At 71.4% G+C, this 23029-nt stretch carries 27 protein-coding genes, 2 tRNA genes and 1 other RNA gene; 13 read left to right on the forward strand and 17 right to left on the reverse strand.

Annotated elements, in window-relative coordinates:
- Nucleotides 1-47 precede the first annotated feature (47 nt).
- Nucleotides 48-141: signal recognition particle sRNA small type (gene ffs, locus AB0J72_RS19700), an RNA gene on the reverse strand.
- A 55-nt stretch (nt 142-196) separates the two neighbouring features.
- On the opposite strand from ffs, the gene AB0J72_RS19705 reads away from it, so the two are divergent.
- The 3 genes from AB0J72_RS19705 to AB0J72_RS19715 all read left to right on the forward strand — a co-directional run bounded on the left by AB0J72_RS19705 (nt 197) and on the right by AB0J72_RS19715 (nt 2482).
- A tRNA-Ser gene (locus AB0J72_RS19705) sits at nt 197-281 on the forward strand.
- Between the two features lie 1024 nt (nt 282-1305).
- Nucleotides 1306-2226 (forward strand): helix-turn-helix transcriptional regulator, encoded by a 921-nt coding sequence (locus tag AB0J72_RS19710; RefSeq protein ID WP_363400612.1) that lies wholly within the window; start codon nt 1306-1308, stop codon nt 2224-2226.
- Between the two features lie 64 nt (nt 2227-2290).
- On the forward strand, nt 2291-2482 hold the full coding sequence (locus AB0J72_RS19715) for a DUF397 domain-containing protein (RefSeq protein ID WP_363400614.1): 192 nt from the start codon (nt 2291-2293) through the stop codon (nt 2480-2482).
- Nucleotides 2483-2547: 65 nt separating this feature from the next.
- Here AB0J72_RS19715 and AB0J72_RS19720 read toward each other — a convergent pair whose 3' ends face one another.
- From AB0J72_RS19720 to AB0J72_RS19730, 3 genes are all read right to left on the reverse strand, one after another.
- The gene (locus AB0J72_RS19720) at nt 2548-2742 is read right to left on the reverse strand and encodes a DUF397 domain-containing protein (RefSeq protein ID WP_344501306.1); all 195 of its coding nucleotides are present in this window, start codon (nt 2740-2742) and stop codon (nt 2548-2550) included.
- A gap of 187 nt (nt 2743-2929) precedes the next feature.
- Complete coding sequence (locus AB0J72_RS19725) at nt 2930-3484, reverse strand: DUF6232 family protein (RefSeq protein WP_363400616.1); 555 nt, start codon at nt 3482-3484, stop codon at nt 2930-2932.
- A gap of 229 nt (nt 3485-3713) precedes the next feature.
- The gene (locus AB0J72_RS19730; RefSeq protein WP_363400618.1) at nt 3714-4721 is read right to left on the reverse strand and encodes a prephenate dehydrogenase/arogenate dehydrogenase family protein; all 1008 of its coding nucleotides are present in this window, start codon (nt 4719-4721) and stop codon (nt 3714-3716) included.
- Between the two features lie 114 nt (nt 4722-4835).
- Between AB0J72_RS19730 and AB0J72_RS19735 the strand changes: the two genes are divergently transcribed.
- The 5 genes from AB0J72_RS19735 to AB0J72_RS19755 all read left to right on the forward strand — a co-directional run bounded on the left by AB0J72_RS19735 (nt 4836) and on the right by AB0J72_RS19755 (nt 8095).
- A complete protein-coding gene (locus AB0J72_RS19735; RefSeq protein ID WP_363400620.1) occupies nt 4836-5993 on the forward strand; it encodes a hypothetical protein in 1158 nt (385 codons plus the stop codon).
- Between the two features lie 78 nt (nt 5994-6071).
- Nucleotides 6072-6779 carry a hypothetical protein gene (locus AB0J72_RS19740; protein ID WP_363400622.1) on the forward strand — a complete coding sequence of 236 codons (708 nt, stop codon included), beginning with the start codon at nt 6072-6074 and terminating at the stop codon, nt 6777-6779.
- A 65-nt stretch (nt 6780-6844) separates the two neighbouring features.
- Nucleotides 6845-7054 (forward strand): hypothetical protein, encoded by a 210-nt coding sequence (locus AB0J72_RS19745; protein ID WP_360571832.1) that lies wholly within the window; start codon nt 6845-6847, stop codon nt 7052-7054.
- 68 nt (nt 7055-7122) lie between these two features.
- The gene (locus AB0J72_RS19750) at nt 7123-7641 is read left to right on the forward strand and encodes a tRNA adenosine deaminase-associated protein (RefSeq protein WP_360571834.1); all 519 of its coding nucleotides are present in this window, start codon (nt 7123-7125) and stop codon (nt 7639-7641) included.
- Between the two features lie 28 nt (nt 7642-7669).
- On the forward strand, nt 7670-8095 hold the full coding sequence (locus AB0J72_RS19755) for a nucleoside deaminase (protein ID WP_363400624.1): 426 nt from the start codon (nt 7670-7672) through the stop codon (nt 8093-8095).
- A gap of 150 nt (nt 8096-8245) precedes the next feature.
- On the opposite strand, the gene AB0J72_RS19760 is transcribed toward AB0J72_RS19755, so the two are convergent.
- From AB0J72_RS19760 to AB0J72_RS19780, 5 genes are all read right to left on the reverse strand, one after another.
- Nucleotides 8246-9403: a methyl-accepting chemotaxis protein gene (locus AB0J72_RS19760; protein WP_363400626.1), complete on the reverse strand. Its 1158-nt coding sequence runs from the start codon at nt 9401-9403 to the stop codon at nt 8246-8248.
- A gap of 303 nt (nt 9404-9706) precedes the next feature.
- A complete protein-coding gene (locus AB0J72_RS19765; RefSeq protein WP_363400628.1) occupies nt 9707-10141 on the reverse strand; it encodes a thioesterase family protein in 435 nt (144 codons plus the stop codon).
- Nucleotides 10138-10773: a TetR family transcriptional regulator gene (locus AB0J72_RS19770; protein ID WP_363400630.1), complete on the reverse strand. Its 636-nt coding sequence runs from the start codon at nt 10771-10773 to the stop codon at nt 10138-10140. Before AB0J72_RS19770 ends, AB0J72_RS19765 begins: the two co-directional genes overlap by 4 nt.
- 17 nt (nt 10774-10790) lie before the next feature.
- Nucleotides 10791-11921, reverse strand: a complete 1131-nt coding sequence (locus AB0J72_RS19775) for an ATP-binding protein (RefSeq protein WP_363400632.1) — start codon at nt 11919-11921, stop codon at nt 10791-10793.
- An 82-nt stretch (nt 11922-12003) separates the two neighbouring features.
- Nucleotides 12004-12660 carry a response regulator transcription factor gene (locus tag AB0J72_RS19780; RefSeq protein WP_363400634.1) on the reverse strand — a complete coding sequence of 219 codons (657 nt, stop codon included), beginning with the start codon at nt 12658-12660 and terminating at the stop codon, nt 12004-12006.
- 88 nt (nt 12661-12748) lie between these two features.
- On the opposite strand from AB0J72_RS19780, the gene AB0J72_RS19785 reads away from it, so the two are divergent.
- From AB0J72_RS19785 to AB0J72_RS19800, 4 genes are read left to right on the forward strand one after another with little or no spacing between them, the layout of a single operon-like run.
- Entirely contained in the window at nt 12749-13213 is a 465-nt protein-coding gene (locus AB0J72_RS19785; RefSeq protein WP_363400636.1) for a hypothetical protein, read from the forward strand.
- A complete protein-coding gene (locus AB0J72_RS19790) occupies nt 13210-14238 on the forward strand; it encodes a peptidoglycan-binding domain-containing protein (RefSeq protein ID WP_363400638.1) in 1029 nt (342 codons plus the stop codon). Before AB0J72_RS19785 ends, AB0J72_RS19790 begins: the two co-directional genes overlap by 4 nt.
- The gene (locus tag AB0J72_RS19795) at nt 14235-14885 is read left to right on the forward strand and encodes an ABC transporter ATP-binding protein (protein WP_363400640.1); all 651 of its coding nucleotides are present in this window, start codon (nt 14235-14237) and stop codon (nt 14883-14885) included. The genes AB0J72_RS19790 and AB0J72_RS19795 overlap by 4 nt, the downstream gene beginning before the upstream one ends.
- Nucleotides 14882-16051 carry an FtsX-like permease family protein gene (locus AB0J72_RS19800; protein ID WP_363400642.1) on the forward strand — a complete coding sequence of 390 codons (1170 nt, stop codon included), beginning with the start codon at nt 14882-14884 and terminating at the stop codon, nt 16049-16051. Before AB0J72_RS19795 ends, AB0J72_RS19800 begins: the two co-directional genes overlap by 4 nt.
- Here the strand turns inward: AB0J72_RS19800 and deoD are convergent.
- Complete coding sequence (gene deoD, locus AB0J72_RS19805; RefSeq protein ID WP_363400644.1) at nt 16044-16751, reverse strand: purine-nucleoside phosphorylase; 708 nt, start codon at nt 16749-16751, stop codon at nt 16044-16046. The genes AB0J72_RS19800 and deoD overlap by 8 nt on opposite strands.
- A gap of 67 nt (nt 16752-16818) precedes the next feature.
- Between deoD and AB0J72_RS19810 the strand changes: the two genes are divergently transcribed.
- A tRNA-Ser gene (locus AB0J72_RS19810) sits at nt 16819-16905 on the forward strand.
- A gap of 75 nt (nt 16906-16980) precedes the next feature.
- Here the strand turns inward: AB0J72_RS19810 and AB0J72_RS19815 are convergent.
- The 7 genes from AB0J72_RS19815 to AB0J72_RS19845 form a co-directional block, all read right to left on the reverse strand.
- On the reverse strand, nt 16981-18252 hold the full coding sequence (locus tag AB0J72_RS19815) for a tyrosine-type recombinase/integrase (RefSeq protein ID WP_363400646.1): 1272 nt from the start codon (nt 18250-18252) through the stop codon (nt 16981-16983).
- 14 nt (nt 18253-18266) lie between these two features.
- Nucleotides 18267-18479, reverse strand: a complete 213-nt coding sequence (locus AB0J72_RS19820) for a helix-turn-helix domain-containing protein (protein ID WP_363400815.1) — start codon at nt 18477-18479, stop codon at nt 18267-18269.
- A 439-nt stretch (nt 18480-18918) separates the two neighbouring features.
- On the reverse strand, nt 18919-20514 hold the full coding sequence (locus AB0J72_RS19825; protein ID WP_363400648.1) for a YfjI family protein: 1596 nt from the start codon (nt 20512-20514) through the stop codon (nt 18919-18921).
- A 4-nt stretch (nt 20515-20518) separates the two neighbouring features.
- Nucleotides 20519-21262, reverse strand: coding sequence for a DNA cytosine methyltransferase (locus AB0J72_RS19830; RefSeq protein WP_363400650.1), 744 nt, complete (start codon nt 21260-21262; stop codon nt 20519-20521).
- The gene (locus tag AB0J72_RS19835; RefSeq protein ID WP_363400817.1) at nt 21259-22149 is read right to left on the reverse strand and encodes a bifunctional DNA primase/polymerase; all 891 of its coding nucleotides are present in this window, start codon (nt 22147-22149) and stop codon (nt 21259-21261) included. Before AB0J72_RS19835 ends, AB0J72_RS19830 begins: the two co-directional genes overlap by 4 nt.
- Nucleotides 22150-22371: 222 nt before the next feature.
- Complete coding sequence (locus AB0J72_RS19840) at nt 22372-22680, reverse strand: hypothetical protein (RefSeq protein WP_363400652.1); 309 nt, start codon at nt 22678-22680, stop codon at nt 22372-22374.
- On the reverse strand, nt 22677-22910 hold the full coding sequence (locus AB0J72_RS19845) for a hypothetical protein (protein WP_363400654.1): 234 nt from the start codon (nt 22908-22910) through the stop codon (nt 22677-22679). Before AB0J72_RS19845 ends, AB0J72_RS19840 begins: the two co-directional genes overlap by 4 nt.
- Nucleotides 22911-23029 lie beyond the last annotated feature (119 nt).

Raw genomic sequence — 23029 nt, forward strand, 5'->3', positions numbered from 1 at the left:
CAGGCACCGACAAAAAGCTGCGCCGCGACCGACCGGGGCCCGGACATGAAGGCGCCACCCGTGCACCCGTCAGAGCTCACTTATCCTTGCTGCCTTCCGGCCCTGGGGAGGTTCGTAAGATGACGCCGCACGAGTGGCTTGAGGAACACAATACCCCGTAGCGCGGAGCCCGTGAGGCATGGGTATCCTGGCGCACGGAGGATTCGCCTAGAGGCCTAGGGCGCACGCTTGGAAAGCGTGTTGGGATAAAACCCTCACGAGTTCGAATCTCGTATCCTCCGCCGGTCTGACCAGGCAAAACGCCGGGACGCCCCACCAGGGCGGCCCGGCGTTCGTCGTTCAGGACCCACCCGGAGGCGTTCAGGGCCCACCCCCGGAGGCGTTCAGGCCCCACCCCGGAGGCGTTCAGAACCCACCCGGGAGCTCACCCGAGGACCGCCGGGGACGGAAACAGGCCACCCGACCGGCGGACCACCCGGAGAGCGGACACCGCGCCGCCCCCCACGCGACAGGCAGTCTTCACGCTCAATCTGCTATATGGCTGGTTGGGACCTGGCGCCCTGTGACACCACATGCGACCATGAGTGCATGGCCAGCCGGCTAGGGGGCGAGAAAACACAACAGCACCCGGCGGCCACCGGGTGCTGTTTGTGATCGCTTCCACCTCTACGACTACGCGGAGGGTCAGCGGTGATACCCACAGCAATCCTTGCGCATCCTGCACCCCTCCGCAAGACCGAGAGGGAAAGGGAGATGCGCACCTTCTACCGGAGTCCGGACATCCTGGTCACAAGCGACCACTTTTCCGTGCTCCGCCCACGCCCGGTCCGGTTCCGGATCAGGGATCTCAGAGATGCCTACATCGTCCGGCACGGATCGCCCTCACTACGCCCGCAGCTGGAGATTCGCGCGAGTTACGGGGCAAACGACGTCCGGCTCTTCATCACCACCGACTCGCGGACCTTTGGTCAGGTCCGTCGCGCACTCATCCGCGCCCTGGAGCAGAGCAAAGCAGCACGTAGTTAGGCCCCAAATGACCGCGCGCGAGCCGACCGACTCGCGCGCGGCATCTTGGGTTCATCAAGATGATGCAGAAGTGCAACTTGCAATATCGCTACCTGGTGGATGGCCTGTCGTTACCATCCCCGGGGCGGCGGACGGTGCGACCCACCCGCAGGCGACCTCCCCGGAGGCCGGTGCGCGGTATAGCCTGTATTTTGGCATTCACCACATCCGCCCAACCGTCTGCGCGTAGCGTCACGAAGTGGCTCCCTACCTGCAATGTCGCTGGTAGGCATACGTCCCTTGGAGGGGCTGGACATGGCACCGGGTGACACTCCCGCCGTGGCCCGCCGCGCCGTCCGCTTGGCTATCAAGGACGCGCGGACGGCGAAGGGGCTCACCCAGTCGCAGGTCGCAGAGGCCATGGAATGGTCGCTGTCCAAGGTGATGCGCATCGAAAGCGGCGAGGTCACCATTTCGCAGAATGACCTGCGCCCCCTGCTGACCCATCTCGGAATTCGCGACAAAGCACGGGTCGACGAGCTCGTGCAGGCCGCCAAGGCGTCAAAGCAGCGGCAGCAGTGGTGGGATCACAAGCGCTACGCGGGAATGCTCACGCCGGCGATGAAGCAGTGGTTCAGCTACGAGGCCGAAGCCAGCTCCATGCGGCTCTTCTACTCCGCGTATTTTCCGGGGTTCCTGCAGACCCCGGAATTCGCGCGTGTTCTACTTGAGTTCTTCGTCGACGACCTCACACAAGACGAGATCGCGGCGCGCATCGAGACGCGGACCCAGCGTCGACAGGTTCTTGAGCAGCGAAGAGGTCGACCCGACGTCCATCTGCTGCTCGACGAGTCAGTGCTTCGCCGGACCCTCGGCCTTCCGGAAGTGCTGGGCCGCCAGTTGTCCGCCGTGCTCGACGTCATCAACGAGGGCTGGCTGACGATACGCGTCGCACCATTCACCGTCTTCAACATCGCTATCGGAAACTGGGATTTGTTCTATCTCGGCTCCGAGGATCTCGACCATGCGGTGCTTTACCGCGAGAACGCCACTCGGGACGAAATCATCGACGACGCCGTTAGTCTGCAGCGGCATCTTGTCCAATGGGACAAGATCTGGCACGCGTCGTATGACGAGATCCACAGCAAGGAAATGATCGAGAGTCGCGCCCACGAACTCCTCGCCATTCATAACTCCCCAGGACGCGAACCTGCGGGATAAGGGCACCTCAAGCCTGAGGTGTCGACTCCTTTTCCGAGAGGAAAGAAGTATAGTGCAGCCTACTGTGGCGCCACTTGTGTGGCGCAGGAGCCAGGCGTGTGCCAGCTCGGCATGCGTCGAGGTCGCAGAACACTCGAGCTCATTCTTCGTCCGCGATTCGAAGAATGCCGAAGGCTCGGTGCTGACCTTTGACCGGGCGGAGTGGGGCGCGTTCATCACCGGCATCAAGACCGGCGCGCTCACGACGTCCGTTTGACATAACGAATGGTGAGGTTGAGTGCGACGAACGTTCAATACGCCGCAGCGCCCAACCTCACCGGCTCATTCGATTCGCCCCTCACGCACCGCCCCGATGAACGATGCCCAATCGTCGGCGCCGAATCCCAGGCGGGGGCCTTCAGGATTCTTCGAATCGCGGACCAGAAAGCGGTCCTCGGCCCGCGCCACCTCGACGCAGGCGGCACTTGCGCAGGACCGGCTCTTCCGCCAGGTCAGCCCGTTTACACCGTCGGCCACAGGGTCCTCCTCCCTTTGGACCTGCCCTCCAGGATACGGACGGTCACGAGCGGCGCCACCGAGATTTCATCGATTTGCATGAGTTTGGCATGTGTGAATGCCTCATTCATGTGCAAACCGGGGCCAAAAGGCAACGATCGTGCCGCCTGCGTTTTGCAAATCGCAGGCGGCACGATCGTCCAGGCCGCTAGAGGGTCTGGTTGAGTCTCCGGAAGGCCTCGTCATAGCCGGCCAGATCGCGCCGGTCCATGCTGCGGGAACGGGTCTCGAACGCGCGCATCAAGGCTCGCTTGACCTGACCGAACACGAGCATGTCGGAGGAGCTGAACAACGTGACCCGCACGCCCAGGTGGTGACCCACCAGGTGCAGCGTCCGGGGGGTGAGCGCCCGTGACGTCGAGCCGACCATCGGCGGCGCGGCGATCGCGGCGAACGCGAACAGGAACTCGCCGGCCGAATCGATCAGCGGCCAGGCGACGAGCACCGCGAGGACGGCAAGACCGCCGAGCACCATGAGAACGATCCGGGCCGGGTGAATCGAACCGCGGACGACGTGCACCCCCTGCACCTCGTCCAGCACGTACACCTGCGGCTCCGGCGACCAGAGGGCGAAGATCTCCTCAGTGATCATCAGGTCGGTACTTCGGTAATACACCGTCGTTGACATTGCTCCCCCTCCCCTGTCGGGCAAGTCATCGCGGTCGTCCGTGCTGCGAGGTATTCGGCGGGTCCCCATCCGCATGTGAATCACCCCGCGTAGTCAGAGTCGGCTGTCGATCACAATTCCGGCCCCCACCGGAGACTCTGGCCGTCCATCCGCCCTACCAGTATGGATGAGGCGCCTCACAGATCGCCAGACTTCAACCAGCTATATCGCAGATTGACGTACCACGGGTGGCTGTCACGCAACCAGCCGTGTACAGACGGTTACAGCAAGACGTACCAGAGAACGACGGCGAATGAGAGCACAATCACATAGCTGGACGGACGGCACGCACCGTCTTGCCGTCGTCGGCGACGCCGGCGACCCAGCCGCCGACCCGCCCCAGCCGCAGCAGGACGTCGGCCCGGGCCGGAAGGTCGGCGGTCTCGCCCGGCGCGGGCGGCCACGCCTGCCGGGCCGCGTGGCCGGGCGTCAGCCACGGCACCAGGGTGGTGATCGGGTCCGCGCCGTCGAGGGCGGCCCGCGCGGCGGCCAGGTCGGCGAGCACCGCGTCGAGGGCGTCCAGGACCGCCTCCGCGTTGCCGCCGCACATGGCCGCGGTCAGCTCGGGGCGGGCGGCGGCGACCCGGGTGCCGTCGCGGAACGAGCCGGCGCCGAGCGTGCCCGCCAGGGGGTCGGTGGCGATCCGGGCGGCAACGGCGGCGGCGACCAGGTGCGGTACGTGGGAGATCGTCGCGACCGCGCGGTCGTGCTCCTCGGCGGTGGCCGGGACGACCCGGGCGCCGAGCCCGGTGACGAGCGCGGCGAGCTCGATCCAGTCCCGCAGGCCGGCGCCGTCCTCCTCCAGGCACAGCACCCAGGCGCAGCCGTCGAAGAGGCGCGGGTCCGCGGCGGTGAAGCCGGAGGTCTCGCGGCCGGCCATGGGGTGCCCGCCGATGAACGTGGCGAGGGCCTGACCGCCGGTGCGGAGCCGGTCGAGGGCGAGGTCGCGGACGGGACCCTTGACGGAGGTGACGTCGGTGACGACGCCGACGTACGCCAGCGACGCCAGCTCGTCGAAGACACCCCCGACGGCCGGCAGCGGCACGGCGACGACCGCGAGATCGGCGTCGCGGACGGCGTCGGCGACGGTGGCGGTGACGTGCCAGCGGGCGTCGGCGGGCGCCTGCGCCGCGGCGGTGCGGGCGGTCGCCCTGGTGGCGGGGTCGGCGTCGTAGCCGGTGGCATGGTGCCCACGCGCCGCGAGGGCACGCAGGACCGATCCGCCGATCAGTCCGAGCCCGATCACCGCCACGTTCAACGTCGCATCACGCACTGCGGAACTCTCGCACACCTGCCGATCACCCGTTCGGCTCGGGACGACCACCGAACAGCCTTAAGGAGTGGATTCGTTCCTATTTGGGCGGTTACAACCCGTTAGCGTGCTCGCATGCGACTTTTCCGGCAATTCGTGAGGACCGCCCTCGTGGCGGCGGCCGCCACGGCGGTCTACGGGCTCTCCGGCGGCGGCCAGGCGCACGCCGCGGTGGTCGAGAAGACACCGCTGCTGTCGCCGTCGTTCGACGGCACCGTCTGGGCCGTGGCCTACTCCTCCGACGGCGGGACCGTCTACGTCGGTGGCTCGTTCAGCAAGGCGATCGTCAATGGCAAGAGCATCACGCGGAGCCGGCTCGCGGCGATCAACACCCGCACCGGCGCGCTGCTGGACTGGGCCCCCGTCGCCGACAACACAGTCCGGGCGCTCGCGGTCGACGGTAACTCTGTGTATGCGGCCGGTGACTTTTCGAAGGTCGCGGGGGTCAAGCGGGACTCGCTCGCCGGGCTCGACGCGACCACCGGCGCGGTGACCACATTCAGCCACGAGGTGTCCGGCTCGCCGGTCACCCTCGGGGTGGGCAGCGGCCGCCTGTACGTCGGCGGCAAGTTCAGCACGATCGACACGGCGAAGCGGACCAACCTCGCCGCGTTCAGCCTCGCGACGGGCGCGCTCGACGCGGAGTGGGCGCCGACCACCGATGACAAGGTGGAGGCGCTCGCCGTGACGAGCAGCCGGGTGTACCTCGGCGGCTCCTTCCACAAAACCAACGGGGTCAGCAACGCCTTGCGGCTCACCGCGGTCGACTCGGTGGACGGCAAGCTGGACAAGACCTTCATGCCGCGCCCCTCGGCCATCGTGCTGGCGGTGGCGGTCGGCCCGGACGGCGTCTACGCGGGCATCGGTGGGCAGGGCGGACGTGCGGTCGCCTACACCACCGCCGGCAAGGCCCGGTGGACCAGGGTCTTCGACGGCGACGTCCAGGCGGTCACGGTGCTCGACGGCGTCGCGTACGTCGGCGGGCACTACGACAAGGCGTGCACCACGAACAGCAACGGCTCGCAGGGCGCGTGCACCGACGGGTCGGTGTCGCGGGTGAAACTCGCCGCGATCGACGACCGAGGCAAGCTGCTCGACTGGGCGCCGCAGGGCAACGGCGTCGCCGGGGTGCGGGCCATGGCCGCCAACCAGGCGCTCGGCCAGGTCGTCGCCGGCGGCGAGTTCACCACCATCGGCGGCGTGACGCAGAAGCGGATCGCACTGTTCGGCTAGGAACTCGGGACCAGAACATCGGTAGGTCGCTGCGCAGCCCGGTCGTCCCGCTGGGACGGCCGGGCTAAGCTCTTTTTCGTGGCAGTGAACGAGTCGCCGTGGAGTTCGCCGGACGCGTCGCGCCCCGCGAGCCCGGCACCGGCGTTGCCCAACAACCCCCACCCGGTCTCACCGGGGTCACCCGGCAGCCCCCAACCGGTCGCGCCGGGGCTGTCCGGCAGTCCCCAACCGGTCGCGCCGGGGTTGCCCAGCAGCTCTCATCCCGTCCCGCCGCCCCCGCACGGGGCGCCGAGCCTCACCGCCGGCCGGCCGTGGCCGGGCGCCAGCGGGCCACCCGTCGTCGGCCCCCCGCCGCGCCTGAGCGCCGGCGGTCCGCCGGTCGTCGGCCCGCCGCCACGCCTGAGCGCCACCCGCCCGCTCACCCCCGCCGCGTCCTATGGCGCCTGGCAGGGCGTGCTGCGGCCGCCGCCGTTCGTGGTCTCCCAGGGACCGCCCCGGCCCACGTACCGTGAGCCGCTGCCGGTCCGCAGCCCGATGGTCACCGCCGGCGCCGGCGCCGGGGCCGCCTGGATGCTGCTGTTCGGCCTGCTCGCCACGGGCGCCCGCGGCTACATCTGGCTGACGATCATCGCCGGGGTGCTCGCGTGGGCCGCGTCGTTCATCCTTGCGAGGTTCGGCGACCGGGGCGTCGCCGTGGGTGTGGCGGTCTCCAGCGGCATCGCCGTGGCGATCGCCGGCATCGTCGTGGCGTACCGGCTGGCCGGCGGCGACTGGGTCCTGTGGTGAGGCGTGAGCACCGCTGATAAGCGTCGGCCGAACACGTTCGGTAGCTGGCACAAGGACTTTCCCGCGTGGGCTTGACGTGGATTGCGGCGAGGATCACTCTCAGCAACATGGCTTTGAGGCTGCAGCGGCTCGATCCTGAGCGGCGTCGTCGGCGGCTCGCGCTGCTGGTCGAGCTCGCGGACGCGAAAGCGCTTCGCGAGCGGCTCCATCCACGCCGTCTCCGCGCCGACCGGATCCGCGAGCTCATCGCGACTCGCCGACGACTCGCCGACTAGCCCTGCGCCAACCGCCGATCTGCTCGAATAGTGTTCTCGGGTAACGACGAACACCGACCGGGGGGACCGTGTCGCACTTCGCTGCCGCTGTCACACGCGGCTCCAAGAGCTGGGCCGCGGCCGAGCTCGATCTCAGTGGCGTCGCCGACGTCGAGGAGGTCACCGAACGCCTACGCGACACCGACCCGGACGCGACGGTGTCACTGCTGTTCGTCGAGTCCGACGACGCGTATCTGGTGATCCTGCGCCTCGACGACGGCGAGGATCTGCGGATCTTCGGCTCCGACTCCGTCTTCGCCGCCGAGTCGCGCCTCGGCGCCATCCTCCTCGGCGACATCGAGGAGCAGCTGCCGGAGATCGTCGACGAGGAGGTCGACACCGACGAGGACGAGGACGAGGAGCGGCCGTCGGCCGAGCCCGACATCGAGCCGGTCGGCGATCCCGAGCTCCTCGCCGACCTGGGGCTGCCCGGCGGGCGGCTGCTGGAGCTGTGCGCCCAGGAGGGCATGCTCCCGGCCGACCTGACCGCGGAGATCTGCCAGGCGATCGGTGCCGGCGACGAGATCGAAGAGCTGCGCGAGGCCTGAGGCGTTGCGCCAGCGCTGGGAGCCGGCGATGCGGCGGGCCCTGGCGGTCGCCGCATCGGCCGGCGCCGATGTGCCGATCGGGGCCGTCGTCCTCGGCCCCGACGGCACGGAGCTCGGCGCCGCCCACAACGAGCGGGAGGCCACCGGCGACCCGACCGCGCACGCCGAGCTCCTGGCGCTGCGCCGCGCGGCCGTGCGCCTCGGCGCCTGGCGGCTGGAGGACTGCGCCCTGGTGGTCACCGTCGAGCCGTGCACGATGTGCGCCGGCGCCCTCGTGCTCGCCAGGGTCGGCACCGTGGTCTTCGGCGCGTGGGAGCCCAAGACCGGCGCCGTGGGCTCCCTGTGGGACGTCCTCCGCGACCGCCGGCAGACCCACCGTCCTGAGGTGTTGGCAGGTGTACTGGCGGCAGAGTCCGCGACCCTGCTCAAGACGTTCTTCCACCAGCAGCGCTGACGCCAAGGCAACGCCGACGCACCGGCGGCCCTGACACCCGGGGCCCCACGATGCACCAACGGCCCTGACGCACAGGCTGCATCGATGCACAGGCGGCGTCGATGCACCGGCGGCACCGGCGCCCCTGAGGCAGCGCCGCGCGCCGCCCCGTCAGGTGCGGAAGCGGCCGGCCAGTTGCTGGAGCTCGTCGCTGAGGCGGGTCAGGTCGGCGACGGCCGCGTCGGCCTCGGCGAGGTTGGTCGTGGTCTGCTGGGTCGCGTCGGCCACGCCGGTGATGTTGGTGGCGATGTCGGTCGAGGAGTCGGCGGTGCCGGCGACGCTGCGGCTCATCTCCTTCGTGGTGGCGCTCTGCTGCTCGACGGCCGCGGCGATCGTCAGCTGATACTCGTTGATCCGCGCGATGATCTCGCTGATGCGGCTGATCGCCTCGACGGCCTCGGCGGTGTCGACCTGGATGGCGCTGACCTGCTCGGAGATCTGGCCGGTCGCGCGGGCGGTCTCCTGCGCCAGGTCCTTCACCTCGCTGGCCACCACGGCGAAGCCCTTGCCGGCCGCGCCCGCGCGGGCCGCCTCGATCGTCGCGTTGAGGGCGAGCAGGTTGGTCTGCGTCGCGATCGCGGTGATCGTCGCGACGATGTTGCCGATCTCCGCCGACGACGCGCCGAGCTGCGAGACGGTGTTGGTCGTGGTGGCCGCGACGCCGACCGCCTCGGCGGCGACGGTGACGGCCTCGTTGGCGTTGCGGGCGATCTCGCGGATCGAGGCGTCCATCTCGTCGGCGCCGGCCGCGGCGGCCTGGGTGTTGGTGGAGACGCTGCCCGCGGACGACGCGACCAGCCCCGCCTGCCGGGCCGCCTCCGACGCGCTGCCGGCGAGGAGCCTGGTGACGGACGTCAGCCGGGAGGTGTTCTGGCCGAGCGTCCGGGAGCCGGCGGTCAGCGAGGAGACGGTGTCGCGCAGCCCGGTGCGGGCCGCGTTGACCGCGGCGGCCATCTGGCCCAGCTCGTCCCGCCCGCGCACCTCCGCGGACGTCGTCAGGTCACCCGCGGCGACGGTACCGAGGGCCGCCGACACGCTCGACAGCTGGCGTCTCGTCAGCCGTGCGGCCCAGACGGCCAGGATCAGCGCGAGCAGGATGCCCACGGCGTAGGCCACGATCATCGTGGTGCGGGCATCCGAGAACCGGGCCTCGACCTGCGCCGACCGCGCCTCCGCCTCGGACAGTTCGAGGTCCTGCACCTTCTGTACCGCCGCAAGCAACGCCGACTCGATCTGCTCCGCCTGCTGTTGCTGCCGCGCGGCCGGCACGGGCGAGCCGGCGGCGGCCGCGCCCTCGCCCAGGAACGCGGCATTGCGCAGCTGCCGGTAGGCGAGGATGGTCTTCTCCAGCTCGTCGGCCGCGGCGAGGCGGGCCGGCGACGCCTCGGCGGCCTTCCGGTACTCGGCCAGGTTCTGGTCCGACGACGAGGGCGTTGCGCGCGTTGAGGCCGAGGTCCGCCAGCAGGCCGGTGAGCCGCCCCCGCGGCACGGTCACGTGGATGTCGGACCGACGCTGCATGGTGAGGCACCTTCCGTCCCGGCGATCGATACCGGACGCATCGGCGACAACCTTCAGGAACTGAGCAGAGTGCTCGCGTGCGTGCGGGCGTCCTCGCTCCACGGCGCGGGGCGCAGCGTGCGCGGGTCGAGCTTCACGTTGACGCGCCGGCCCTCCGCGTGGACGGTCAGGCCGTCGGCGGACAGGATGCGGAAGCGGTAGACGGCGCTCGTCTCGCCGAGCGTCTCGATCCAGAAGTGGACGCCGATCTCGCCGGTGCCGCGGACGGGCGCCCTGTAGGAGATCGAGTACTCCGCGACGGCGTGCATCACGTCCGGCGTGGTCGGCCGGCCGCCGGCGTAGGAGTGGCCGCGCTCGGCCCACCACTGCGACAGCGCCCGCTCCAGGAACACCGCGTAGCGGGCGTTGTGCACGATGCCCATCGCGTCGAGGTCGTCGAAGTGCACGACGAACGGGGCGACGTGGCCGGGCAGGACGGTGGTGGTCATGTCAGCGCCTCCAGATACGGGACCAGGGCCAGGGCGCGCAGCCGGTCCAGGGCGGCCGTCCGCGCGTACGTGTAGATCTCCTCCGCCCGCAGCAGCCGCGACTCGTAGACCGCCGCGGTGCCCAGCGCGTTGAGCTCGAACGCGAGCCGCGGAGGGTGGACGCCGGCGGGCAGCTCGCCGAGCTCGACCGCCTCGGTGATCAGCCGCTCCAACAGGGTGTGCCAGTCGGCGAGGGCGGCGCTCAGCGCGTCGCGGACGCTGCCGGGCCGGACCGTGAACTCGAACTGCGCGTTGGTGAAGAAGCAGCCGCCGGGCAGGGCGCCGCTGGCCATGTCGGCGAGCCGGCTCTCCTGGAGCGCCCACAGCCGGCGGATGCCGCGCGGCGCCCGCAGCGCGGGGCGCACGACCACCTCGGTGAAGCGCTGCGAGGCGTGGGCGACGGCGGCGAGCTGCAGCTCCTCCTTCGTCGACCAGTGCGCGAACAGGCCCGACTTGCTGACCCCGGCCCGCTCCGCGAGCTGGCTGAACGACAGCCCGTCGAGGCCGGACTCGGTCGCGAGCGCCACCGCGACGTCGAGGGTGGCGGTGCGGGCACGTTCGCCGCGCGCCAGGCGGCCGTCGACGGTGGGCACGCCCCCGACGGTACCAACTAAACGACCGACCGATCGGTTAGTTTGTGTGTGGGCAGGGTCACCGTGACGATGAGCCCGCCGCCGTCGCGGGGCCGCGCGTCGACCCGCCCGCCGTGCGCGACCGCGACCGAGCGCACGATCGACAGGCCCAGCCCCGTGCCCCGCGCCGACCCGGTGCGCCCGCGCAGCCGGCGGAACGGCTCGAACAGCCGCGGCACCTCGTAGGCCGGGATCACCGGGCCGGTGTTCTCCACGACGAGCTCCGCCGAGGCGCCGGTCGTGCGGGTGCGCACCCACACGTCGCCGCCCTCCACGTTGTACGCGAGCGCGTTGTCGACGAGGTTCTGCACCACCCGCTCCAGCAGCACGGGGTCGCCGACGGTCGGCGCCGCGCCCGGCGACACGTCGGCGGCGGCACCGGCCGTGACGTGCCGCGCGATCTCCGCGAGGTCCACCGTCTCGTGCACGGTCAGCGCCTGCTCCGAGGCCACCAGGGTGAGCAGCCCGTCGATCAGCCGCTCGTGCCGCGCGTTGACCGCGAGCAGCGTCTCCCCGAGGTGCACGAGCTCCGGCGGCGGCGACGGGCGGCCCAGCGCGACCTCGATCAGCGTGCGGTTGATGGTCAGCGGCGTGCGCAGCTCGTGCGAGGCGCTGGCCACGAAGCGGCGCTGCCCGTCGAACGCGCCGTCGAGGCGCTCCAGCATCGAGTCGAACGTGTCCGCCAGCTCCTTGATCTCGTCGGCCGGCCCCTGCAGCGCGATCCGCTCGTGCAGGCTGCCGCCCGCGACCCGGCGCGCCGTCTCGGTGATCCGCCCGACCGGCCGCAGCGCCCGCTCCGCCATCAGCCAGCCGAACCCGACGCCGATCACCGTCACCGCGCCGAGCGCGATCGCGCCCTGGGTGATCAGCGCGTCGAGGGTGTCCTGCTCGATCCGCGCCTGGCGCGCCGCCAGCTGCTGGACGAACTCGTTGACCGCCACGTTGCCGATCCTGATCTCGGCCGGCAGGTCCGCGGTCGTGCCGGCGCCGCGCTGGTGGATGTTCTCCCGCACCAGGAAGTAGGTGACGCCGAGCAGGATGGTCCCGCCGAGGAGGAAGAGCACGCCGTACAGGACGGTCAGCCGCGTCCGGATTCCGAGCCGGCTCATGCCGTCACCTCCGCTGCGCTCCGGCGCCGGCCTGAGCCAACCCACGCCCATGATGAGCGGCCCGAGACGCTCCGCTGGCCGCTCATCGGATCTGGTACCCGACGCCGGCCACGGTCTCGATCACCGGCGGGTCGCCGAGCTTGCGGCGCAGCGTCATCACCGTCACCCGCAGCACGTTGGTGAACGGGTCGATGTGCTCGTCCCAGGCGCGTTCGAGGAGCTGCTCGGCGCTGAGCACGGCGCCGCCGGCCCGCAGCAGCTCCTCCAGGACCGCGAACTCCTTGCGGGTCAGCGTCACGTAACGCCCGGCGCGGAACACCTCCCGCCGGTTGGGGTCCAGGCGCAGGTCGCCGCGCTCCAGCACCGGCGGGGTCGCCGCCCTGGCCCGCCGGCCGAGCGCCCGGACCCGCGCGACCAGCTCGGCGAACGCGAACGGCTTGCCGAGGTAGTCGTCGGCGCCGAGCGACAGCCCCTCGACCCGGTCGAGGACCGCGGAGGCGGCTGTCAGCATCAGGATCCGGGTCTCCGGCAGCTCGGCGCTCACCCACCGGCAGACGTCGTCGCCGCCGACCGACGGCAGATCCCGGTCGAGGACCAGCACGTCGTACTCGTTGACCCCGAGCCGCTCCAGCGCGCCGTCGCCGTCGTAGGCGACGTCGACCGCGAACGACTCCCGGCGCAGCCCTTCGGCGACCGCGTCGGCCAGCAGCTGCTCGTCCTCGACCACCAGTACCCGCACGCGATCCATGGTGCCCGCCCGCCGCGTAAGCCCGGGATAAGCCCGCAGGCTCACGGCCCGTTTATCGGCGGAGGCGTCTGCTGCCCGCATGAGACGAATCCTGCTGACGACGGTGCTGCTGCTGGCCGCCTGCTCGTCCACGACCGGCCCGTCCGTGGCCACGGCGGGTGGCGGCGCCGCCGCGTCCGCGTCGCCGTCCATCAGCCAGGCCGAGGCCAACCGGCAGTTCGCGCAGTGCATGCGCGAGCACGGCGTCGAGGTGCCCGACCCGGGCCCCGACGGCAAGCTGGAGTTCGGCCCCGGCGTGGACCGGGACAAGGTCGCCGAGGCGATGCCGGCCTGCCAGCGGCTGCTGCCCAACGGCGGCACCCTGAGCAACCTCACCCCCGAGCAGCTCGAGCAGGCCCGCCAGTTCGCCAGGTGCATGCGCGAGCACGGCATCGACATGCCGGACCCCGACCCCGCGACGGGCGTCGGCGACATGGTCAAGCTCGTCGGCAAGCCCGGCTTCCAGGAGGCGGCGAACGCGTGCAAGGGGGTCGTGGGCCGGTGAGGCGCACCCTGCTGATCGCCCTGCCGGTCCTCGCGCTCGCCGGCGCCGGCGGGTGGGTGCTGCTCGACCGCGACCCGGCGCCGGCCGCGGACCGGCCCCCGGTGGCCACGACGAAGATCACCCGCGGGACGCTCACCGAGACCGAGGACGTCGACGGGACCCTCGACTTCGGCCCCGCGACCACCGTGACCGGCCGGCTGCCCGGGATGGTCACCAGCCTGCCCGCCGAGGGGGCCACCGTCGAGCGCGGCCAGCCGCTGCTGCACGTCGACGGCCTGCCGGTGCTGCTCATGTACGACGCGGCGCCGCTGCACCGGTCGCTCCGCGCGGGCGACTCGGGCGCGGACGTCGCGGCGTTCGAGCGCAACCTCTCGGCGCTCGGCTTCACGGGGTTCACGGCCGACGACTCGTTCACGTCCTCGACGGCGTCGGCGGTGCGGGACTGGCAGGAGCGGCTCGGCCTGCCGGAGACCGGCGTCGTCGAGCTGGGCCGGGTCGTCATGGCGCCCGGGCCGGTCCGGGTCGGCGCCGTCAAGGCCCACCTCGGCGACAACGCCACCGGCCCCCTGCTGGAGTGGACCGGGCGGACCCGGCAGGTCACGGTCAGGCTCGACGTCACCAAGCAACGGCTCGCCTCGGTCGGCGACCAGGCCACCGTGAAGCTGCCCGACGGCGCCACCGTGCCGGGGACCATCACCGCGGTCGGCGCCGTCGCCACGGTACAGCCGGGGCCGCCGTCGACCGTGACCGTCGACGTGACCGTGACGCTGCCGACCCAGGACGCCCTCGGCGCCTACTCGTCGGCGCCCGTCGACGTCACGCTGGTCTCGCAGCGGCGCGACGGCGTGCTCATCGTGCCGGTCGGGGCGCTGGTCGCGCTCGCCGAGGGCGGCTACGGGCTGCAGCTCGTCGACGGCCCCGCGATGCGCACGGTCGCCGTCACCACCGGGCTGTTCGCCGCGGGCCGGGTCGAGGTCTCGGGCCCCGACGTCCGCGAGGGGCTCACCGTCGGGACCGCCGGATGATCCGCCTGGAGGACGTGCGGAAGTCGTACACCGGCGGCATCACGGCACTGGACGGCGTGTCGCTGTCGGTCGAGGCCGGCGAGATGCTCGCGATCGTGGGCCCCTCCGGCTCCGGGAAGTCGACGATGCTCAACCTCATCGGGACGCTGGACCGGCCCACCAGCGGCTCGGTCGCGATCGACGGCCTCGACGTCGGGACGCTCCCCGACGACCGGCTGTCCCGGCTGCGGGCGACGACGATCGGCTTCGTCTTCCAGCAGTTCCACCTGGCGGCCGGCGTGCGCGCGGTCGACAACGTCGCCGACGGGCTGCTCTACGCGGGGGTGCGGCTCGCCGACCGGCGGCGGCTCGCCCTGGCGGCGCTGGACCGGGTCGGGCTCGGGCACCGGGCCACGCACCGGCCGCACGAGCTGTCCGGGGGCGAGCGGCAGCGGGTGGCGGTCGCCCGGGCCGTCGTGGGCTCGCCGGCGCTGCTGCTCGCCGACGAGCCGACCGGCAACCTCGACACCGCGGCGGGTGCCGGCGTGCTGTCGGTGCTGCGCGACCTGCACGCCACCGGGACGACCGTCGTGGTGATCACGCACGACCTGGACATCGCGGCCGCCCTGCCCCGCCGGGTGCGGATGCGCGACGGGAGGATCCTGTGAGGCTCTCGTTTCTGGACGTCGTGCGCGTGGGCACGGCCGGGCTGCGGACGCGGCCGCTGCGGGTGGTGCTGTCGGCGCTGGGCGTCGCGATCGGGATCGCGGCGATGGTGGCCGTCGTGGGGATCTCCACATCGAGCCGGGCGTCGCTCGACCGGTCGCTGGACGCCCTGGGCACCAACCTCCTGACCGTCGGCCCCGGGAAGTCGTTCTTCGGCGAGGACTCGCACCTGCCGTCGGCGGCGCCGGCGATGGTGTCCCGGATCGGGCCGGTGACCTCGGTGTCCTCGACCGGCCGGGTCGCGTCCGCGCGGGTGTACCGCACGGACCGCATCCCCGCCTCGTCGACGGGCGGCATCGCCGTCCTGGCGGCGTCACCGTCGCTGCTGCCCACCGTGGGCGCCACGGTTTCGTCGGGCTCGTGGCTCGGCTCCGGCGCCGCGCCCGTGGTGGTGCTGGGCTCGCGGGCGGCGTTCCTGCTCGGCGTCACCTCCCCTGGGCTGCGCGTGTGGCTGGGAGATCGGTGGTTCACCGTCGTTGGGGTGTTGTCGCCGGTACCGCTGGCGCCCGCACTGGACACGGCGGCGCTCATCAGCTGGGCGGCCGCCGACCAGCTCGACTTCGACGGCTACCCGACGACGATCTACGCCCGCACCCGCCCGGACGCCGTGACCGCGGTGGCGTCGGTCCTCGCCGCCGCCGCGAACCCTTCGGCCCCTAACGAGGTGCAGGTCTCCCGCCCGTCGGACGCCCTGGCCGCCCGCTCCGCCGTGGACCGGGCGTTCACCGGGCTGCTGCTCGGCCTCGGCGCGGTGGCGCTGCTGGTCGGCGGGGTCGGCGTCGCCAACACGATGGTCATCTCCGTGCTGGAGCGCCGCGCCGAGATCGGCCTGCGCCGGGCCCTGGGCGCCCGGCGGGCCCAGATCCGGCTGCAGTTCCTCACCGAGTCGCTGCTGCTGTCGCTGCTCGGCGGCCTCGGCGGCGCGCTGCTCGGCGCCGCCGTGACCGTCGTCTACGCGCTGCTGCGGTCCTGGCCTCCGGTGGTCCCGCTGTGGGCGGTGGGCTCTTCGCTGGTCGCCACGCTGGTCGTCGGCGTGCTGGCCGGGCTGGCGCCCGCGGTGCGGGCCGCCCGGCTCTCGCCCACGCTCGCTCTGGTGTCGGCTACTTGACGATCGCCTCGAGGGCGATCTCGACCATCTGGCTGAACGTCTGCTCCCGCTCCTGCGCGGAGGTCCGCTCGCCCGTCTTGATGTGGTCGCTGACCGTCAGCAGCGTCAGCGCCTTCGCCTGGAACCGCGCGGCGATCGTGTACAGCGCCGCCGACTCCATCTCGACGGCGAGCACACCGTAGTCGGCGAGCTTGTCGTACAGGTCGGGCCGGTCCGTGTAGAACGCGTCCGCGGCCAGGATCGGCCCGACCCGCATGGTGATGCCCTTGGCATCGGCCACGTCGACCGCCGCGCGCAGCAGCCCGAAGTCCGCGACCGGCGCGTAGTCGATCAGCCCGTCGAACCTGGCCCGGTTCATGTTCGAGTCGGTGCTCGACCCGATCGCCGCCACCACGTCCCGCAACTGCAGCGACTCGACCAGCGCCCCGCAGCTCCCGACCCTGACCAGCGACTTCACCCCGTAGTCGTTGATCAGCTCATGCGCGTAGATGCTGGCCGACGGCATCCCCATCCCGGACCCCTGAACGCTGACCCGCGTCCCCCGGAACGTCCCCGTGTACCCGAACATGTTCCGCACCGTCGAGTAACACGACGCCCCCTCCAGGAACGTCTCGGCGATCCACTTGGCCCGCAGGGGGTCCCCCGGCATCAGGACAAGTTCGGCGATCTCGCCCGGCTCAGCGCCAATGTGCGTGCTCATGCCCCCGATCCTGCCAAACGGCCATCCCCCGCGCGGACGCGGATGGGCATCCGGTAGCCTTCTCGGCGGTGGCGTGTCCGAGTGGCCTAAGGAGCACGCCTCGAAAGCGTGTGTGGGTTTACGCCCACCCGGGGTTCGAATCCCCGCGCCACCGCCCTTGGCCAGCACGAACGCCCGGCGACTCTGAGTGAGTCGCCGGGCGATTTTGCGTGTGGTCTCAGTTTTGGTCTCAGTTGGCCGAAACCGGCACTCCGGCGGCACCCTCGTCGGGCGGGTTGTCGTCCTCCGTGGGGGGCCGCCAGAGGAGCCCGCCGACGCGCTTCGCCACGTCTCGCCGCACCTGCCCCGTGATGTGCTGGTAGCGCTTCGCCATGGCGGAGTTGGACCAGCCCATGATGCCCATCACCGCCCGCTCGGCGACTTCGAGGATCAGCAGCACGGTAGCCGCCGTGTGCCGGGCGTCGTGCAACCGGCCGTCCCGCAGCCCTGCGGCCTTGAGGAGCCGCTTCCATTCGTCGTAGTCCGTGCGGGGGTTCAGCGGTCCGCCGGTCGGGGTGGCGAACACCCACCCGTCATCGGTCCACAACTGCGCGGCCTTGCGCCGGTCGGCGGCCTGGTCGATCTCATGCTGCCGCAACAGCGAGACGAGCTGATCCGGCAGGCCGATGCGGCGGCGGCCGGCACGCGATTTGGTGTCGGCCGCCTCGGCGCGGACCGGTTGGCGTTGCGGGCAATAGCCGCCGAACTTCCGGCCGCATGGCTCGATGCATCCGTGTCGCCAGCGCGGCCTGAGTCGAGAGCGACGAACAATCAGCGTTCCGGTCGTCAGGTCGACATCGGCCCATTTCAAGCCGAGCGCTTCCCCCTGGCGCAAGCCCAGGGCGAGCGCGATTGCCCACCGAACACCGTTGCGTGGCAATTCGGCCGCCGCCATGAGGAGCCGTTGCACTTCCTCAACCGAATACGGCTCGATCTCCTCATCATCGAGTCTCGGCGCCTTGGCAAGGCTTGCCGGATTGCGGCCGATATGGCCACGGCGCATCGCCTCGTTGAGCGCCGCGCGTAGGGTGCGGAACGCCTGGTGCGCGGTTGCGGGCTTGCTGCCGTTCTTCTGCATATTGCGGGTCATTTTCTCGATGTGCTCGGGCGTGAGCTTCTCCAGCCGGTGAGCACCGAGGCCCGGAATCAGGTGTACTCGAACGGCGACCCGGTAGCCGGAAGCCGTGTTTTCGCGGACGTTCGGCGGCGTGGCGATGTTCTCCAGCCAATGGGTAAGCCACTTCGCCACAGTCCAGCTCTCACCCGCCTTCCGCAGTGTGCCGTTATCGCGCTCTTTTTCCAGACGCTTGACCTTCGTCTTAACGAGGGCCTCGGTTTTCCCCCTCACGTGACGGCGGTCTGGTGTCCCGTCGTCCTTGATGCCGACCGTCACCCGGCCGTGCCAATACCCGTCGGCGCCTTGATAGATCGATGATTCGCCGTTGGCCCTACGTTTCGCCATTCTCTACCTCTCTCCTAAGCGGCGGCCGGTAGTTGGGTGCGCTGCTGACGCAGACGGTTGATGTATTCGGTGAGACATTCAGCGGGAATCCGTCGAAGGCGGCCGATGGTGACGGACTCGATTTCGCCGCTAGATACCAACGCGTATGCGAGTGTTCGACCGATACCGAGCCGCTGCGCGGCCTGCTCAACGGTCAACACCAGCGGCATGGCGTCCTGGTGTTGCATGGGCGTCTCCTCGTGCGGCGTTGCGTTCGGAATCGAGGTCGTCATCGGTCACGTCCGGCGGACGAGATGGCCCGCGCGCCGGGCCGTGGGGTCGCAGGGCAGCCGCGCGAGCGCAGGGGGTTGGGCAAGTACCGGCGGGAGCGCATCGCCGGGAGAACGGCGCACAGGGGCCGCTGTGCGGGCCATGGGGCCAAGATCTTACTCATGTCGATGTCTTCCTAAGCGTCAGTCGGTCTGAGGGGCTCTGAGGGGCTCGCTGGACACGCCCGGCGGGGGCGCCTTGTCGGAAGAGGGGCCGGGGGCGGTGACACGGTGACAGTGGCGCCCCGGCAGGCGCGTTTGAGCTGGTCACGACCGTTTTGGTGCTGTCACCGCCCGCTGGTGACAGGTGGTGACAGCGGTGACAGAACGGGTGGCCTGTCACCGCTGTCACCGGTTGTCACCGCGACCCGGTGACAGCCTCGGACGTGTCTTCACCTGCGGAAACGTCGTCGCCGAGGGCGTCTGTCACCGTGTCACCGCTTCCCGCCCCGTCTGGCGGGGCGGCGGCGTACTCGGCGGCGCGCGGGTGCAGTTCGTAGCCCGCGTCCGTGGCGCGGACCCAGCCGTGTGCGGCGAGGGTGTCGAGGACGGCGCCGACGTGCGCGGCCGTGGGAACGTGCCGTTGCACGCGGCGGTGGAGCTCGCGCCGGGTGAAGGTGAACATCTCCCGGTCGATGAGCGTTGCGAGCACCGACCGGGCCTTATCGATCGCCGGGTCTCCACCGATGACGTGCTGCGCGGCCTGGTAGTGCGCGATGAAGAACGCCGTCAGTCGGACCGCGTCGGCCATCCGGTCGGCGTCGATCGGCTGGCGCCACCCGTCGGTGGGGTGGTGCGCGACGTGTAGCAGCCCGGCCAGGCGGAGCATGGCGCCGGACAGCTTGTTGGCCCACTCCCGGATGTCGCGCAGCGACCCGCCGGGCCGTAGCTGCCGCTCGATGCGGTTGGTTGCCTCGGATCGGACCTTCTTGGCGTCGTCGGTGAGGGTGACCACGGCCGGGTCTTCCCACTCGGCGAACGTGGCGGCCAGGTCGTGCACCTGGCGGGCGTAGTGCTCGCCGGTGTGCTCGGGCAGCGGGGCGGCGTCGTCGTTGCGGTACCCGGCGAGGCTGCGCGGCAGCGCGAACAGGAACCGGGCGACGACGCCCCGCCCGGCCAGGTCACCGTTGGCGCCGAACTTGCGCAGTACGGAGGGCTGCGCCATGACGCCCACGGTGAGTGCCGGCCGCAGGATGTACTCCCCTTCCCGACCCATGCGGTCCACGAGCATCGGTGTGCCAGCGTGGCCCTTGAGGAACGGGTCGAGGTTGGGGTTGCCGGAGTAGCGCCCGGCGAGGGTGTCGAAGATGCCGCCCTCGTCGGAGATGAGCGCCATCCGGCCGCCGTTGGCCGCCATCAGCCCGGTGAGCTTCTCCGGCAGCACGTCATCGGCGATGAGCCGAGGCAGCGACGGCACGGTGATGGCCTCGGCGGCCAGGGCGGCGGCGACCGCCTCGGCCTTGGCGTCGTCGCGCTTGGCGGCGTCAGCCTTCGCGGCAGTGGCCTTGGCCTGCTCTGCCGCGCGGCTGGCCACGTCCTTGAGGGTCGCGGCTTCCTCGATGCGCGGCCGGGCACGCTCGGCGAGGGTCTGTTGCGCGGCGAACAGCGGCCGGGTCAGCGCTCCATGCACGGGGCTCTTCCGCTCGCCGGGTTCGGCGATGACCGCGACGAACACGTTGACCGGCTCCCGCCAGCCGGGTTTGGCCTCCACGTCGAGGCGCCCGCCCGCGCACGCGGAGAGCACGGCCAGGGCGACGGTTCCCGCCATCGCGGTGTCGGTCTGGGTGAACTCCGCGACGCCGGACACCATGTCGGCCAGCCATCCGGGGTAGACGTCGACCGGGAACGGCGGCGGCGCGGCCCGCCCGCCGAGGGGGACGGGCACGTCCCACAGCGCGGTCGGGGTGGCCGGTGGCCGGTCGTCGGTGATGAGGTGCAGGTGCGGCGCGTGCACGGGGTCACCTCCCTTCGGTGATGAGTCGGCCGACGTGTTCGGCGACGGCGGGGACGACGGCGTTGCCGAGGGCTGCAAGTCGGTCCACCCGGGCGGGAACCCCATCAGCCACTCGACCCACGCGGGGTTCGGCCGGCCACCGATCACGTCGGGGAGGTTGAGGCCGTTCTTGCGGTACTGGCGTCGGCGGGCGATCGTCTCGGGTTTCAAGGCACCGCGGCGGGCGTCCGCGTTCTTGGGCGTGGGCCAGGACGAACAGTCGGGTTCGTGTGTGTGGGGCGCCCATTGCGCAAGCTCGGACAACGCCGGCGCGGGCGGTGTAGTTGAGCCGTTGCAGGTCGGCGAGGACGGCGGCGAGGCCGCGGGTTCGGTGGCCGAGGACGTTCTCCCCGATGACGTACCGAGGGCGTAGGTCGGCGATGACGTCGGCCATGGCCGGCCAGAGCCAGCGCGGGTCGTCGGCGCCGCGCCGCTCGCCGAGCAGGGACTCTCCCTGGCAGGGGTAGCCGCCGGCGACGACGTCCACGCGGGGGCGGGGCTGGGAGCGCCACCAGGCGATGGCGGTGCGGACGTCGTCATGGCTGGGAACCTCCGGCCAGTGCTTGTGCAGGACGGCGCGGCAGTACGGGTTGATCTCGACGTGGCCGACGATGCGCATCCCGGCGCGTTGCAGGCCGAGGGACAGCCCGCCGATCCCGGCGAACAGTTCAAGGACGTTGAGCGGCTCGACCACCGCTGGCGCGGTCACGCGGCGCTCCGCTGGAGCGTCACGGGCACCCGCTCGGCGCGGAAGCCGCCCTTGATGGCCTCGCGGATCTCCCGGTCGGTCTGGCCGTGCTCGCGGCCGGTCGCGGTGAGCGCGGCGACCGCGTCGGCCTGGTCGATGGCGCTGGCGGCGACCATGCGGGCGACGCCTCGGGCGGCGCCATACATGGCGCGCCGGTGACCGCCTTTCGATGCGCGGCCGACGGCGCCGAGGATCGACGCCAGCAGCGCGTCAGGGGATGAGATGGCCCCCGCGCGGCGCATCGGGGTCGGGCCGGTGGGAGCGGCTACGGGGAGCGTCTCAGCGGGCCTGCACGCCTCGATCAGCGCGGGGGCCATCTCAACCACCGGGTGACCGCCAGCCCAGCGGTACGGCCGCCCCGTGCCGGGGTGGACCGATGGTGGGGCGACGACGTAGCCGCCATCGGCTTTGATGTCCACGCCGGGGTGACCGGCCAGCTCGGCGGCGAGGCGCCCGCCGGGGTGGCGGTAGTACAGGTGCCATCCCCCACCACCGGTCACCACGCACGCGGTGCGGAGCATCAGGTCGTAGTCGATGGCGCCGCCGTTGCGCGGGTCGATGTCGACCACGGCCAGGTCGGCGACGACGCCGGTGCGGATGGCGAGCATGCCGCGCGGGTGCGCGGCGACCATCGCGGCGACACGCTCGGCGTCGGTGGTCGCGGCGTAGAACCCATGGCAGGTCAGGCATTCGCACGCGGCCGGGTCGTGCTCGGCGTCGGCATCTTTGCAGGCGTCGCAGTTGGCCAGGGGGCGCTTGGTACGGCCGAGCAGGAAGACCGGCCAGCCGCGCTCCGCGTAGCGGATCGCGTTGCGCAGCAACGCTTGTGAGTCAGGACGAAGTGCCATTGTCGGCTTCTCCTCCGGCTTGGTTCGAGGTGGAGGGGCGTTGCGGGCCTTGCAGGCGTCGCAGTCGCGTTGGTCGAGGCGGATCGCGTCGCCGCTGAGGGTGTCCTCGGCGGCGACGCGTCGGCCGCAGATGTGCGGATACGGCTCAGTCATCAGCACGTCACGGCCGAGGGCCTTACTCGCGGCGATCCACCGGCCATGTGCAGCGGTGGTCATCGGTCATCACGCGGCCGGGTGCGCGCTGGCGCGGGTGGCGCGGTTGATGACCACGTCCAGGTCGCGGGCGAGGCCGAGCAGTTGCGCACGGGCGACCGGCTCGGCGTCGGCCAGAGCGACGGTCAGCGTCACCTCGGCGTGTTCTCGGCCGTCCCGGCCGCGCACGCGGGTGAGCAGTGCGCGGCCGAGGCCGGGGACGTCGACGGTGAGGGGGTCGGCGCGGTGCTCGCCGAGGTTGCAGCGGTGCCCGCCCGCGCACCAGTCGGGGTGCCGTCGCGCGGCGCGGGCGGCGCGGCGGTGGGCGAGGATGCTCACCGGTTCGCGCCGCCGCGCTGGACGGCGGCGAGGTAGTTGTACACGCGGCGGCCGATGCGCAGCCGCAGCCCGGCGCCTCGGCATGACCGGCACGGCTGGTAACGGTGGGTGATGAACGTCTGGTGGATGCCGGCGCCCTTGCAGCGGCTGCAGCGGCCGAACGGCCGCACCCAGCAGGCGATGGCGTAGAAGCTGACGGCGGCGAAGGTAACGAGCATGACCGGTGTCACGGAAGGCTCCCTGAGGGGTTCTCGGGCCTGTTTTTGGGTGTGCGGTTACCGCCCACCTGCGGAATGTCTGCGCAGGCAGGTGGCGGGATTGGGAGGTAACGGCAGCGGTAACGGGGGCG

Source organism: Dactylosporangium sp. NPDC049742 (genome assembly GCF_040674675.1).
Taxonomy (GTDB): Bacteria; Actinomycetota; Actinomycetes; order Mycobacteriales; family Micromonosporaceae; genus Dactylosporangium; species Dactylosporangium maewongense.

What these genes read in the sequence shown, in the direction of transcription:
- AB0J72_RS19725 (WP_363400616.1), bottom strand. Translation starts at nt 3,484, where the DNA reads ATGCGGATGGGGACCCGCCGAATACCTCGCAGCACGGACGACCGCGAT.
- AB0J72_RS19735 (WP_363400620.1), top strand. Translation starts at nt 4,836, where the DNA reads ATGCGACTTTTCCGGCAATTCGTGAGGACCGCCCTCGTGGCGGCGGCC.
- AB0J72_RS19755 (WP_363400624.1), top strand. Translation starts at nt 7,670, where the DNA reads ATGCGGCGGGCCCTGGCGGTCGCCGCATCGGCCGGCGCCGATGTGCCG.
- AB0J72_RS19765 (WP_363400628.1), bottom strand. Translation starts at nt 10,141, where the DNA reads ATGACCACCACCGTCCTGCCCGGCCACGTCGCCCCGTTCGTCGTGCAC.
- AB0J72_RS19775 (WP_363400632.1), bottom strand. Translation starts at nt 11,921, where the DNA reads ATGAGCCGGCTCGGAATCCGGACGCGGCTGACCGTCCTGTACGGCGTG.
- AB0J72_RS19785 (WP_363400636.1), top strand. Translation starts at nt 12,749, where the DNA reads ATGAGACGAATCCTGCTGACGACGGTGCTGCTGCTGGCCGCCTGCTCG.
- AB0J72_RS19795 (WP_363400640.1), top strand. Translation starts at nt 14,235, where the DNA reads ATGATCCGCCTGGAGGACGTGCGGAAGTCGTACACCGGCGGCATCACG.
- deoD (WP_363400644.1), bottom strand. Translation starts at nt 16,751, where the DNA reads ATGAGCACGCACATTGGCGCTGAGCCGGGCGAGATCGCCGAACTTGTC.
- AB0J72_RS19815 (WP_363400646.1), bottom strand. Translation starts at nt 18,252, where the DNA reads ATGGCGAAACGTAGGGCCAACGGCGAATCATCGATCTATCAAGGCGCC.
- AB0J72_RS19820 (WP_363400815.1), bottom strand. Translation starts at nt 18,479, where the DNA reads ATGCAACACCAGGACGCCATGCCGCTGGTGTTGACCGTTGAGCAGGCC.
- AB0J72_RS19835 (WP_363400817.1), bottom strand. Translation starts at nt 22,149, where the DNA reads ATGGCACTTCGTCCTGACTCACAAGCGTTGCTGCGCAACGCGATCCGC.